Source organism: Coprococcus eutactus (genome assembly GCF_001404675.1).
Lineage (GTDB): Bacteria > Bacillota > Clostridia > Lachnospirales > Lachnospiraceae > Coprococcus > Coprococcus aceti.
Genome location: NZ_CYXU01000002.1, coordinates 565,676 through 579,472, shown reverse-complemented (window position 1 = coordinate 579,472; position 13,797 = coordinate 565,676). Strand labels below are relative to the sequence as shown.

The following is a 13,797-nucleotide window of genomic DNA, read 5'->3' as shown; positions in this document are numbered from 1 at the left end:
TAGTTTTTTGACTCGGATATACTGTCTTTTTTCTTTTTCTGCCCGAAAAAGCAGGAAAATTTTTTCGCAAACCCGCTTACTCTGCCTTGAGCACATAGAGTCTGGAATCATAGTCTCCGCAAGGCATATCCTCTCCGACTATCTCTCCCGCCGATGTGTCGCTGGTGATGAGTCCGAGGTTCATCAGCTCATCGCCATAGCATGATGGGCCTGCGATGACATTGACTGCAGAATCCTCTCCTTTGTCTCCTGACACTTTCTCATATATCAGCTTTCCATCCGGTGTCTTGCTCACTGTGAGCGCCTGTCCCCCGAGCACATTGCAGCTATATATCGCATCAGGATCAAGGCCGTGGAGCTTCATTCTGGTGAAGCATTTGTTCGGTGTGTAGAGTGTTCTGAACCACGCAACGATGGCGGTCTTCTTATCGTCTGATACGACCATCCAGCCGCACTCCTCATCGTCAAATGGACTTGCAAGCCTGTAGAATGTTCCGTACTGGATCACCTCACGGTATGCCTTCATGAACTTGACCTGCTCCTTGACCTCCTCTATCTCCTCGGCTGTGAGCTTGTTCAGATCCAGCTCATATCCAAATGTTCCAAAATATGCAGCATTTGCACGGGTCTTAAGCGGAGTCTCACGTCTTGTCTGATGATTTGGCACAACCGAAACGTGGCTTCCCATACTGCTGATCGGGTAACACATGGATGTTCCATACTGGATCTTGACTCTCTCTATGGCATCCGTGTCATCACTTGTCCAGCCCTGTGGCGCATAGTAGAGAATGCCCGGATCAAAACGTCCGCCGCCGCTGGCACATGACTCAAAGAGTACATGTGGAAATGTGCTTGTGAGTCTCTCATACAAATCGTACACACCAAGTATGTATCTGTGAAACACCTCGCCCTGTCTGTCAGCCGGAAGAGCCGCACTATAGCACTCGGTGATACTTCTGTTCATATCCCACTTCACATATGACACCTTTGCCGTGCTGAGTATCTTTGCCATCATCTCATATATTCTGTCAACGACCTCTTTCCTGGAAAAATCCAGAACGTACTGGAATCTTCCGTGTGAGTCATGTCTTCCCGGAACTGAAAGTATCCAGTCTGGGTGCTCTCTGTAGAGGTCTGAATCTTTATTTGTCATCTCCGGCTCGAACCACAGTCCGAACTTCAATCCTACCTTCTCTATATCCTCTGCAATTCCTGTGATTCCCTCCGGGAGTCTGTCTGGATTTGCAACCCAATCTCCAAGGCCTGCATGGTCTGTGGTTCTGGCTCCAAACCAGCCGTCGTCAAGAACGAACAGCTCAACTCCGCACTCCTTTGCCTTCTGTGCGATGGCTATGAGCTTCTCTCTGGTGAAATCAAAATATGTAGCCTCCCAGTTGTTGATGAGGATCGGCCTTGGCTTGTCTCTCCACTCGCCTCTTGCAAGTCTCTTCTGATACAGCTTGTGGAAAGTCTGGCTCATCTTGTTGAGTCCCTGATCTGAGTATACGATGACTGCCTCAGGAGTCTGGAAATGCTCACCTGCATCGAGCTTCCAGTCAAATGTATCCGGATTTATTCCGGCAAGAATGCGGGCTGTATTTCTCGTGTCAACCTCTGCCTGTATCTTAAAATTGCCGCTATATACAAGGCTTATTCCAATCGCCTCTCCCTGGTTCTCGTCCGTTGTCTCTCTCTTCAATACGATGAACGGATTGTGCTCATGGGATGAATGACCACGATTACTGCCTATCGACTGTACGCCCTGCTCGAGATCCCTTGTTATTATGTTGCGCTCCCTTGCCCATGCGCCTGAGAGCTGCATCCACTGATAATCAGGATCAGGGAGATCCAGACACATACTGTAAGCAGTGGTGAGATGTACCGCCTCTGTGCCTTCATTTACATACTCCACACTCTTTGCTATGACTGGTCTGTCGCTCCATATCGTATAGAGCATTCTCGCCTTTATGCCTGTGAGTGAATCCTTCAATGTGACGATCAATGTCTCTGCCTCGTCATCATTCTCTGTGTATGTTGCCGGCAATGCCTCAAGCTTTGGCTTGCCCTCATTTACCTCATGTGATACATATACAAAATCTGATATCCTGCTGCCATTTGACTGAAGTACCTCAACCATCGGTGCTCTGTAGTCTGTGGTTCCGTACACAGGAAGCTCCTGCTTCACTGACTCAAGTGAGAACAGTCTGTCATCGTCATATACATACTGGAACATAGGTCTCTGGACAAGCTCCAACAGATGTGAGAAATCCTCTCTGTCCCTTATCGCCTTACCATAGTACAGATTTCCCAGATGTCCATTGGGGAGCACTGTCATGATGTAGCTTATCTTGCCATTTGTAAGGTGAAATGTCTTTGTTTCTTCGTGAAAAATAATACCCATAAGTGTGACTCCTTTTCTCCATTTATTTGTCTGAGCAGACAACCTCCGTTACGCCTGTGCACTGCGCACCCTCTGCTCTAAAATCTCATGTCTGACTGCTTTTAATACAGTTATTTTAATATCTGGGAATTAGATTTTATATGGAAAAAAGTTGACCAAATATGGTACCGATAATGGTTAAGTTGGGTGATTATTCTGAACTGTGAATACGCTCTGAACATTAAGACATATCTTGCATTTAATGATCCATTCACTTTGTCTATAGATTTGAGCAAAGTATCCCAAAAGTATACAGACAATGAAAAAAGCCTGAATACTGATACCAGACCAACTGTAATTTTCAATCAGTCTCCACCAATATTCAGGCTTTTTCTGCCAGCTCCGGCCTACACCGCGTACACCACAGTCTCATAAGGTCTGAGCGTACCATCGTAATCCGCATAATTACCCATAAGCACATCCGCAGTCTCAGGAATTGCATAGCCCACATCCTCACCGGTCATGTTGACAACAACATATACCGATCTGTCTGTGCTTTCTGCATTTGCTCCAGTTCCACATGCACACTCAATCTGAACCGGCTTGCGCCTGTACACTATGATTCCTGCATTATCCGTCTCCACATCCTCCAGGTCTCCGTAGATGAGAGTCTGTGTGTACTCCGAGTGATTTCTGAGCTGTATCATCGCCTTATAAAAGTTAAGCACAGAATCCTTATCAGCGCTCTCAAGCTCCACTGTCTGGAGGTCACACTGATTGTTGCATGCCAGCCATGGCTCATGCACTGAGAATCCGAAGTTCTTATCGCTGTTCCACTGCATCGGAAGTCTTGACTGGTCGCGGCTCCTGATATTTACAGATTCCATCGCCTCTGCCTCGCTGTATCCGGCTTCAATGCATCTCGCAAACTGTCCCTTGGAGTTGATATCGTCCAGCTCATCTATGTTATCAAAATGAGTGTTTATCATACCAAGTTCCTGTCCCTGATATACAAACGGCGTACCCTTCAGGAAGAAGAACAGCGCGCCCAGCGCCTTTGCCATCTGTGTTCTGTATTCAGGAATATCACCGGCTGGGAAGTACTTGCCTATACTTCTAGGCTGATCGTGGTTTTCCAGGTAATTTGCTGCCCATCCGATCTTTTTCACAAGTCTCTGATTGGTGAACAGCTTGTCCTTGAATTCCTCTATCGTCCAGTCTCTCTGGTGCAGCCAGAGATCGCCCGGATTGATATCTATATCTGTGTAGCTAAAGTCAAATATCATGGAGAAATGTCCATCTCTCCCAATATATCTGTCCAAATCCTCATTTGGAACTCCAGGAGTCTCTGCGACAGTCACAAAGTCTCCTCTGCCATATGTGTTGAGTTTTAACTCGTGAAGGAACTCATCTATTCCCGGCCTGTTGAGGCAGCATTTGCCAACATCGCATCTGCCGTCCTCGCCGTCTGACGGCATAGGCGGGAATGAGAGGTCTTTCTTGATAAATGTTATGGCATCCATTCGGAATCCTGAAACTCCCTTGTCAAGCCACCAATTCATCATGTCGTAGAGCTCTTGTCTCATCTCCTCACATTCCCAGTTGAGATCCGGCTGCTCCTTCGCAAATGAATGGAAATACCAGCTGCCATCCTCAATCTGTGTCCATGTGCTTCCACCGAAGTTGGATCTGAGATCTGCATGTCCATCTATGTTATCCTTAAATATATAGTAATTTCTGTATTTGCTGTGTCTGTCCCGGCACGCCTCCTGGAACCATCTGTGTTGGTCTGATGTGTGATTGATGACCATGTCCATGATGATCTTGATGCCATTTTCATTTGCGCATCTTATAAGTTCATCCGCATCCTCTATGGTTCCAAACTCAGGATTCACATCGTAGTAATCCGATATGTCATATCCGTTGTCCTTCATAGGCGACTTGAAGAATGGACATATCCACACAGCGGTCACGCCAAGATTTTTGAGGTACGGCAATTTCTCAGTTATTCCCTTCAGATCTCCTATTCCATCTCCGTTGCTGTCATAGAAGCTTCTAGGGTATATCTGGTAAAATACCGCCTCTTTCCACCATTTTCTGTCCATATTTTATGTTTATCCTTTCACAGCTCCGGCTGAAATTCCCTCGATGATATTCTTCTGAAGTATGATGAATATGATCACGATAGGGATGATGCAGAGAAGTACCGCAGGGAAGATTAGCTCCCATGGATTTCCATACTGTCCTGACAGACTCTTTGCATAATATAAGCTCAGCGTGAGCGTCTTTTTGTCGTTATTTCCTATTACGAGGAATGGAAGAAGGTAATCGTTCCATATCCACACTGCATTTGTGATGACAACTGTCATGGTCGTAGGCTTTAAGAGGGGCATGACCACATATCTGTATATCTGGAATATATTTGCTCCATCGAGCATGGCTGCCTCCTCAAGTGACAGCGGGATACTCTTGATGAATCCTCTGTACAGCAGAACCGACATACTGATTCCAAAGCCTCCGTACATGAGGATCAGACCCGGTGTGTTTTTGAGTCCCAGCTTGTCCATCAGCGATACCAACGGGTACATAACTGACTGGAAAGGTATGAGCATGGCTGCTGTGTATGCGATGAAGAGTATATTTGCCACCTTGGAATCTGTCCTGGCAATTGCCCATGCGGCAAATGAAGATATGACCACGATAAGTGCCACTGCCGCAACTGTTATGAGTACTGTCTGAAGCAGGCTGCTGCCGAGATTTATCTGCTCAGCTGCATTCTTCAGATAGTCCAGATTCCATGATTTCGGGAGAGCTATTGGAGATGCTACTATCTCCTGCTGTCCCTTGAATGAGTTGACGATCAGGAACCATATCGGGAATATGGTCACGATTGCCAATACAGCGAGTATAACCACTATGAGTGCTCTTTTGATCTTGCCTTTTACTCCCATTATGATTCAATCTCCTTTCTCTTAGTGATCATTACCTGAGCTATAGATATAACTGCAATGATAACGAAGAATATAACTGCCTGTGCCTGCGCCTCTCCGTATGCCGGAGGAGAGCTCTCTCTTACTGTTTTCAGTATCATGTAGGATATCATGGTCGTTCCGAAATTGCCCTCTGTCAGTGAAACATTGAGGTCAAGCATCTTGAAGCTGTTTGCCAGTGACATGAAGAGCACTATCGTAAATGAAGGCATGAGAAGCGGAAGTGTGATCTTCCTGAAGCTTGTCCAGCCCGTAGCCCCATCTATTCTGGCAGCCTCATAAATATCCTCTGAAATATTGTTGAGTCCGTTGAGGTAGATTATCAGGTAATAACCTGCAACCTGCCATACACCAACGATCGCATATGCCAGAAGTGCTTTCCACTGATTCTGAAGCATGTTGTTGAGCACCTCTACGTGTACCACACCGTCTGTTCCGAACAGCGTCTGTGAAAATACATTTTCAAATATGAAACGCCATACATAACCCATGGCGAGCATTCCAAGTACATATGGAAGGAACAGTACCGTTCTGAAAAGTCCCTTGCCCTTGGTAAGCTTCTTGATCATGAGTGCCAGAAGAAGACTGACAACATTCTGTGCTATTACTGCGAGTACAGCATATATGGCCGTGTATCCAAGTGACTGAAGGAAATCCTTCGACTTGAATATGCTTGTATAATTCTTAAGTCCCACCAGTGCATTCCACCAGTGCTCCCCACCTACGAAGTAGGAACCTCTCCACTCGGTGAAGGAGTAGATCACACCCTCTATAAAAGGAACTATGATAACCAGCAGAAACAACACTATAGAAGGCAGAACCATAAACCAGAATTTTCTCTTGTAAAATCTTTTCATAGTTTTTCCTTTCCTACATTGAACACCAGCCATACAAAATTTGCCTTCGGCAAATGGCTGGCGCTACATGTCAGGTTTTCATAGAAAACCTGACACATCCCATTGAACACCGATTACTCTTTGATGCTGTCCTTCCACTTTGTCAGTGCATCTTCCACACCTGTTCTTATAGTGTTCTCATCCCACTGATCAGGATTTGTAAACAACTGCTCCTGAATAGTTGCACCGATGGTGTTGAGTCCCCATGACTCAGGGAAAGCATCGAAGTCATTGCCCATCACAAGGTCATTGCTCATATAGTATACAAGTGAATTGCTGAGCGGATTCTCAAGCTTCTCGCTCTCGTCTGCGTTGAATGGGACAAATGCGAATTTGTTTGTGATGTAATCTTTTCCTGTATCTGATGTGTAGAGCCATACAAGGAAGTCCTCAGCGGCTTTCTGCTCCTCTTCTGAATCCTTCTTGTTGATAACGTAATACTGTGAAACGAACTCAGGGATTGAGCTGTTCATCTTGTCAACTGTAACGCCCTCAGCTGAGATGTCACTCTGCTCAAGGTTGACCTTCATTGGGAGCATTGTGAGTCTTGATGCCTTGTCTGCATCCACACCTGCGATGGTTCCGTATACCCAGTTACCCTGCTTGATGAACATTGCCTTACCCTCGGCAAATGTCTGAACTGCCTGATCATATCCTGTCACTGTTGAGTTGATGTACTCTGATCCACGCTCTACCTTGCCGCTTGGTCCTGCTGTGTAGCTTGAAAGCATGTCAAGCTCCTGAACCATCTTTACAAGTGGCTCCTCAAGCTTATCAACATCTTCCTTTGTAGCTGCTGCCGTTGCATTGTAGTTAGGGAATACTGCATTCAGTGCGTAGTTTGTATAGTGGTTTGCATATGTCCACTTCTCAGCGCCTGCGATTGCAAATACTCCGTTCATGTTCTCTGTTGTGGCTGTCTTGTCCTTTGCTGTGGTGTATGCATTGCCTGAAAGTGTAACCTTCTCGCCACCCTTGCCGTTTATGTAATCACCGATTGCCTTGATCATGCCTGTGAACTCTTCATAATTGGCACTTCTGTAATCAGCGACAAATGCGTCTGCGTTGTCAAGTCCAAATACATCACATATCATCTGTGTATCTGCGATAAGTCCGTAACCCTCTACGTTGTAAGGGATTCCGCAGCTTGCTCCGCTCTCATCTGCGAGCTGCATGCTCTCTGGGATTGAATCGTAGATTGACTTTAATTCTTCATTATTTACTGATGTTGATGGAAGTACAAATCCGCCCTCATTCCACTCTGTGAACTGTGCCTGGTTTATCGCGTACAGTGTAGGATAGTTCTTGGAATTCATCTCAGATCTGAGTGTCTCCATGGTCTCCTGTGTACCACATGTGTAAACCTTAACCTTAACTCCTGTCTCTGTCTCATAATCCTTGCACAGATCCTGGATACTGTCTGCGATCTCGGACTTTGTGTTGTAAATATACAGATCGTAATCCTTCTTTGCTGAACCACATCCTGTCATAGATGCAAGTCCCAGCATCATAGCTGCTGAAAGTGCACATGCTACTAATTTCTTTGCTCTCATAACCTTTTCTCCTTTTCTTGCTTTGAATTTTCCCTCTTGTTAATTCTCGCTATCATTCATATTGTTCCGATAAAACATATTTCATAAGCGCTTAAATGAAACATGTTTCATTTGCATTAAGATTATCATATGAAACATGTTTCGTCAATAGGGGATTTATAGATTTTTGTATTTTGTGCTCTTAGTAAGTTTTTTATGTTTTGTACCCGCAAAAAAAAGAAGTTCATGATTTTTGAGTGGCACCTCATTTTCTCTTCATGAACTTCTTTTCGTAATCATACTATAAAGTTGTATCGCCTTTTTCTACGCTCACCGGAAGTAGTATAAGATTTCCGTCTATATGTGTGTTTCTCTCTTTTGCGCTGTCGATCTGATCTGCGGTTGCTCTTTCAACCTGTCCTTCGGCATCATCTTCCTCCTCCGGTCCGTCGATCATCTCCATAAGCTGGCGTACTGCCTCCTGGGCGATCTCCTTGTACGGCTGATGTATCGATGTGAGCCTTGTCGTGCTGGCGTTGGTTATGTACGTTCCGTCGTATGCCACGATCGCCAGGTCATCAGGAATCTTTTTGCCTATGGCAAGTGCCGCCTTAAGGAATGCTATCGCCGGCATGTCTGCGGCAAATATTCCGTCCACGTCAGGATACTCCTCCAGTATGCATTTTGCCATCTCAAAATATCCATGAAAATCAAAGTCGTTCCACTGTATTGGAACTCGTCTGGATTTTATCCCATTCTCGGCAAGGACTCTATCTAGTTCCTCATGGCACTCAAATGACATGATATTCTTATCTACCTTGATTCCTGATATGTGGATGACATATTTGCATCCACTGTTTATAAATTCCTGGGCAGCAAGCTGTCCGCCCATCTTGTGATCCGACACTACGACAGGAAATTTGCTGCCAACCTTATAATCCAGCATGACCATCGGCTTATCTATCTTCTGGTATTCCTTCGCCGTACATGCCGACGTTCCGCATATGATCCCATCCACGATGTTGGACTTTAACAGCTTGAAACACTCCTTCTCCCTCTGCTTGTCATCGGATGTTGAAAAAAGCATAAACTTGTATTTCTTCTCATAAAGTATCTTTTCTATCTCCGATGCCAGTGATGAGAACCATGGGTGCTGGATATTTGGAACCAACATCGCAATGGAGTTTGATCTGCCCTTGAACATGCCTCGCGCAAGCTCATTTGGAACATAATCCAGTTTCTTCATCGCATCTTCTATCTTCTTCTGAGTCTCAGGTTCAACATTTGCCGTGCCGTTGATAAGTCTCGACACCGTGCAGATGGCGACCCCCGCCTCCTTCGCAACGTCTCTTATACTTGCCATATATAAATATACTCTCCTTATGAATTTCAGACTGTAGTCCATGAAACTTGTTTCATAAGAAGAGTATACCATAATACTTTCCGTAATGTAAATTGTGTAATATGACGATAATCAGCTCAAAAGCTCCTCTATCATAGCTCCGTCAAATGTCACGCTCTGAACGTGATTTACCTCGATCTGGTAAAGCGCATGTGCAACTATGTGCTCTGCAGCCTGCTCTATATCTCTGATTCCGGTCACGCCGTCGCACTTCTTGATGACAGCATCCACGCCGTCTGGAAGGATGATGCACTCGCTCTTGTCAAGTCCGATGCGCTTGAGCACCTTCGGCAGAACAAATTTGTTGAATATCTCCTTCTTCTCATCCGGGGTGTAATCCGGTATGTCTATAACAGCAAATCTCGACATGATCGGCTTGCTGATGTTCTCCTTGTCATTTGCCGTCGCTATAGGATACACGCCATTTGTCGGGATCATGCACTCCATGTAGTTGTCGGTGAATCCCAGGTTGTCCAGCAGTGTCAGCAGTACATCCGCAGGATTGCCGTTGCCCTTGCCGGAATTTGCCTTGTCCAGCTCGTTGATGATGAATACGAGGTTAGATTCTCCAGCCTGTGAAAATGCCTCCATGATGATTCCCGGCTTGGCATTGGAATATACTCTTGAACTTCCTGTAAGCTGTTCCGGATCGTTGATGGAACTCATGTCAAGGGTCGTCCATGGAAGTCTGAGTATTCTCGCAACCGCATAGGCTATCTGTGACTTTCCTGTTCCGGCAGGTCCGCAGAGCAGAAGTCCATATGCAGGAAGTGTATGTGTACGGTTGATCTGGATGATTGTCTCGATGATCCTCTGCTTTACCTTCTCCATTCCGTAGAGTTCCTCGTCCAGTATCCTTCTAGCCTCTTCCGGATCTATCGCCTCAAAGTAATTGCTCTTCCATCTGATGTTCATCGCCATGGAAAGTGCTCTCTGGGCGTGGCGTCTCTCCTCCGGTGATACCTCGCTGGATCTCGCAACCGCAAGATTTCTTCTGGCCCACAGCCTTATATTGTCAGGAAGTGTTCTTCCGGCGCAGTGCATGAAGTCAATGATGCTCTGCATGCTCGTGAGCTTCATGTCATCGCCCAGTGCCTCTTCCTCTTCTTCCTCCTCGGATTTCTCCTCTTCTGAAGGGGCGTCGCTGGCAAGAAGTCTCTCTATCATAAACTGCAGGAATCCATCATTTGCCGAGAGCTTTGATCCGCCGCCGAACTCGGTCTCCCTTATCTTGTATACCGCATAACCCTCCGGTCTGTTCTCTCCCGACAGACGGACGTTGATGTGATTCTCGCCGAGCCATTTGAGAAGGCTTACAAATCTCGCATCTATCTTCAATATGTCTGCGGACTGGACTCCGTCTACCTCGTCAAATTCAAATGCTGTTCTCTTGATCGGATTGGTGAACTTTCCGCTGGAGTGGTGAGCCCACTTCCTGGTCGTGTTCTCAAGGATCATGATCGGCTTCTCCGCTGTTGCTGTAGACTCCGAAGACTGAAACGTCTCATATGTAACTATGTTCTTATTCTTGTTGTCACTTCCACTGAAATCAAATACTGGCATATTTTCCTCCCTGTTTAACGATGTTTTATTGCAAGTTTAATCATGCCTTGCAATTATAAAACATCATATTTAATGTTCGTCAAACACCCGCATCCATCTTTCCCGTTTAAGCCTTGTGGTGAACAGGATTCCTCTGAAACAGAGCTCCACGCACATGGCGATCCATACACCGTAGAGACCGACTCTAGGTGCAAGTATGGCTGCAAGCGGTATCCGCACACACCACATACTTGCAAAGTTCATGCAGCTTGGGACCAGAGTGTCCCCGGCTCCCCTGAGTGCTCCCGATGCAACTATGGATGCGGCATAAAATGGTTCGGCAAATGCCTCTATCCTCAGCACTGCCGCCCCAAGATTTCTTATCTCTTCGTTCGGTGTCAGCACACCTATCATGGACGGAGCTGCTATGTACATAAGGACTCCGCCAATGGTCATAACCGACACACCTAATCCCATTGTAATCCATGCCATTCTTCTGGACAACTGTTTTTGTCCTGCTCCCACGCATTGTCCCACAAGTGTGGTTGATGCCGCCTGTACTCCGTACCCCGGCATGTAACAGAAGCTCTCCGCAGTAACCGCAAATGAGTTGGCTGCGATGGCTATCGTTCCAAGCGGTGACACGATCTTTGTGGACATGACATACGCTGAGCACATGACCATCTGCTCAAGACCCACAGGTGCTCCTATCTTTACCGCCCTGGTAAAGGTATCCCTGTGAAATCTTAAGTGTTCGCCCTTTCTTAAGTGAAGTGTCTTGTTCTTCCACAGAAGTGTAGTGACCATGATGGCACAGGTAACAGCCTCCGCCGTGATGGTTCCGAGCGCCGCACCTGCAACGCCAAGTCCAAGTCCCGGCATGGTAAATGTGATGCTATTTATCTGCACACTCCTTGTCGGAAATATAAAGAACAAATTAAAAATCACATCCATCACACAGCACATGACATTCAGTATACCTGGGAGTCTCATATTTCCGGAGCTCTGGTGCATACCGCCTGCTATGCTGTTCATCTGCAGAGCGGGAAGTCCCAGCATGTACACGAGGAAATACTGGCTTGCCATCTTCTGTATCGCAGCCTCACCGCCGAGCCATCTCGGAAGCGGTGAGCTTATAAGTGCTGCAATGAGTGCGAGTATGACGCTTATGCACAAGGCTATTATGAGTCCCTGTTTCATGATATTTCTGGCAGATTTATCCTCACCGGCCCCCACAGCCTGGGCTATCTGCACAGTAAATCCTGTAGTCACCGCAATGCATAGCCCGCCAAACAGCCATGTCGTGGACGAGACAAGTCCGATGGCTCCCGATGCATTTGCACCAAGACGCCCCACCATGGATGCATCGATGTACTGCATGACAATGGACGAGATCTGGGCAAGGATCGCCGGGATGCTGAGCCTGACCGTAAGTCCTATCTGCTGGGATGCGGTCATCGACTTTCCAGATATCATGTCCTTCAGCAAGTTTTCACTGCTACTCATCTATATCTCCTTTTTTAGCCGCATTGTCTATGTTTACCATCTCTGCGTTCATTTTTCTGAATGCCGTGGTTCCCTCGGCAAGTCTCTTCATGCCCTCTTCCACGATCGACCTTGGACATGCGATGTTAAGTCTGATAAATGCCTTTCCGTTCTTACCATATGAAAGTCCCGGCGACATATAGAGTCCGGTGTTCTTCCTGATAAATGCTGAAAGCTGTTTTGCGTTGTCAGTTATCTTACTGCAGTCAAGCCAGAGAAGGTATGTTGCCTCCGAGTACACCACCTTCATGTCAGGGATATTCTCAGATACAAATTTTCTCACATACTGCTTGTTCTCATACAGATACTGCCTGAGACTGTCCAGCCACTCGCCGCCATTTGTAAATGCTGCTATCGCCGCATCCACCGCAAATGCATTTGGCTCGGCTACTTCATCTGTGTTCAGACCTCTCCACATCTTGTGTCTCAGGAATTTATCCGGAACCACAATTGCTGCGGTCTGTATTCCAGCTATGTTGAAGGTCTTTGTCGGCGCAATACAGGTCACGCTTATATCCCTGCATGTGTCAGATGCCGTGGCAAATGGCACATACTCCTTTCCAGGATCGGTGAGATCGCAGTGTATCTCATCCGAGATGACCGTCACACCATACTTTGCGCATAGCTCTCCCACATGGGCAAGTGTCTCCTTATCCCAGATTTTTCCCGCAGGATTCTGCGGATTGCAGAGTATCATGAGGCTGGTCTGTGGATCTGCAAGCTTTGCCTCAAGATCCTCAAAGTCCATGGCATATCCCTCGCCGTCATATTTCAGAGGGCTTTCCAATATATTTCGCCCATTGTTGTATATAGAATTAAAGAAAATATTGTAGACAGGGGTCTGCACTACAACATTCTCTGCGGGTGTGGTGAGCTTTCTCACCGCCGTTGATATGGCTGGGATGACTCCGGAGCAGAACACCAGCCAATCCCTATCTATCGCAAATCCGTGTCTGTTGCCCCACCAGTTCACGTAGGCATCTGCCCACTCGTCCGGGATGATGGAATATCCGAATATTCCGTGCTCCACCCGGGCTGCCAGTGCCTCCCTGATGCATGGAGCCGTCTGAAAGTCCATGTCTGCCACCCACATTGGCAGTTCGTTTTCCGGCACGTCCCACTTCAGGGAGCCTGTGCCGCGTCTGTCTATAACCTTGTCAAAATCAAACTTCATGTTTGTCCCTCCACTTCATGGAGAGATTCCGCGGCTGCTGTGGCAAACGGCTGGCACATATAGAGTGCTCCATCACGTTCGTCTTCCCTCGCCTTGCTTTGCTTCTATCTGCACTGCGCTCTGCAAGCGATAAGGGCGTTGCTTGCGCCGCTCCGGCAAGAAGCAGCAATGCTCAGTCGACTTCACTACCGATTGAGCACTCTATATGTGCCAACTCGTTTCACCACAGCAGCCGCGGAATCTCATTTACGTTATGATATGCCACCATGTATTTATCATCATTCTACGTAAAAATTATTATATTTCTCTTATTTATATTATCATATGCTGTCACAC

Annotated in this window: 9 protein-coding genes; all 9 read right to left on the bottom strand. The window is 46.6% G+C overall.

Features of this window, described 5'->3' with window-relative positions; genetic code table 11:
* Positions 1–76: 76 nt before the first annotated feature.
* The gene (locus tag ARA78_RS06935; protein WP_015534749.1) at positions 77–2,401 is read right to left on the bottom strand and encodes an alpha-galactosidase; all 2,325 of its coding nucleotides are present in this window, start codon (positions 2,399–2,401) and stop codon (positions 77–79) included.
* Positions 2,402–2,787: 386 nt separating this feature from the next.
* Positions 2,788–4,485: an alpha-glucosidase gene (locus ARA78_RS06930; RefSeq protein ID WP_055280289.1), complete on the bottom strand. Its 1,698-nt coding sequence runs from the start codon at positions 4,483–4,485 to the stop codon at positions 2,788–2,790.
* Between the two features lie 9 nt (positions 4,486–4,494).
* A complete protein-coding gene (locus tag ARA78_RS06925; protein WP_015534748.1) occupies positions 4,495–5,331 on the bottom strand; it encodes a carbohydrate ABC transporter permease in 837 nt (278 codons plus the stop codon).
* Positions 5,331–6,227, bottom strand: a complete 897-nt coding sequence (locus ARA78_RS06920; protein WP_044998090.1) for a carbohydrate ABC transporter permease — start codon at positions 6,225–6,227, stop codon at positions 5,331–5,333. Before ARA78_RS06920 ends, ARA78_RS06925 begins: the two co-directional genes overlap by 1 nt.
* Positions 6,228–6,340: 113 nt before the next feature.
* Positions 6,341–7,819, bottom strand: coding sequence for an ABC transporter substrate-binding protein (locus tag ARA78_RS06915; RefSeq protein ID WP_022217126.1), 1,479 nt, complete (start codon positions 7,817–7,819; stop codon positions 6,341–6,343).
* Between the two features lie 280 nt (positions 7,820–8,099).
* Entirely contained in the window at positions 8,100–9,161 is a 1,062-nt protein-coding gene (locus ARA78_RS06910) for a LacI family DNA-binding transcriptional regulator (RefSeq protein WP_022217127.1), read from the bottom strand.
* A gap of 111 nt (positions 9,162–9,272) precedes the next feature.
* On the bottom strand, positions 9,273–10,763 hold the full coding sequence (locus tag ARA78_RS06905) for an AAA family ATPase (protein ID WP_015534745.1): 1,491 nt from the start codon (positions 10,761–10,763) through the stop codon (positions 9,273–9,275).
* A gap of 69 nt (positions 10,764–10,832) precedes the next feature.
* A complete protein-coding gene (locus ARA78_RS06900) occupies positions 10,833–12,248 on the bottom strand; it encodes an MATE family efflux transporter (RefSeq protein WP_055280288.1) in 1,416 nt (471 codons plus the stop codon).
* Positions 12,241–13,461: a MalY/PatB family protein gene (locus tag ARA78_RS06895; protein WP_055280287.1), complete on the bottom strand. Its 1,221-nt coding sequence runs from the start codon at positions 13,459–13,461 to the stop codon at positions 12,241–12,243. The genes ARA78_RS06900 and ARA78_RS06895 overlap by 8 nt, the downstream gene beginning before the upstream one ends.
* Between the last annotated feature and the right edge of the window lie 336 nt (positions 13,462–13,797).

Coding starts and splice junctions, on each gene's coding strand:
- ARA78_RS06895 (WP_055280287.1), bottom strand. CDS start 13,461: ATGAAGTTTGATTTTGACAAGGTTATAGACAGACGCGGCACAGGCTCC.
- ARA78_RS06905 (WP_015534745.1), bottom strand. CDS start 10,763: ATGCCAGTATTTGATTTCAGTGGAAGTGACAACAAGAATAAGAACATA.
- ARA78_RS06900 (WP_055280288.1), bottom strand. CDS start 12,248: ATGAGTAGCAGTGAAAACTTGCTGAAGGACATGATATCTGGAAAGTCG.
- ARA78_RS06920 (WP_044998090.1), bottom strand. CDS start 6,227: ATGAAAAGATTTTACAAGAGAAAATTCTGGTTTATGGTTCTGCCTTCT.
- ARA78_RS06925 (WP_015534748.1), bottom strand. CDS start 5,331: ATGGGAGTAAAAGGCAAGATCAAAAGAGCACTCATAGTGGTTATACTC.
- ARA78_RS06935 (WP_015534749.1), bottom strand. CDS start 2,401: ATGGGTATTATTTTTCACGAAGAAACAAAGACATTTCACCTTACAAAT.
- ARA78_RS06910 (WP_022217127.1), bottom strand. CDS start 9,161: ATGGCAAGTATAAGAGACGTTGCGAAGGAGGCGGGGGTCGCCATCTGC.
- ARA78_RS06930 (WP_055280289.1), bottom strand. CDS start 4,485: ATGGACAGAAAATGGTGGAAAGAGGCGGTATTTTACCAGATATACCCT.
- ARA78_RS06915 (WP_022217126.1), bottom strand. CDS start 7,819: ATGAGAGCAAAGAAATTAGTAGCATGTGCACTTTCAGCAGCTATGATG.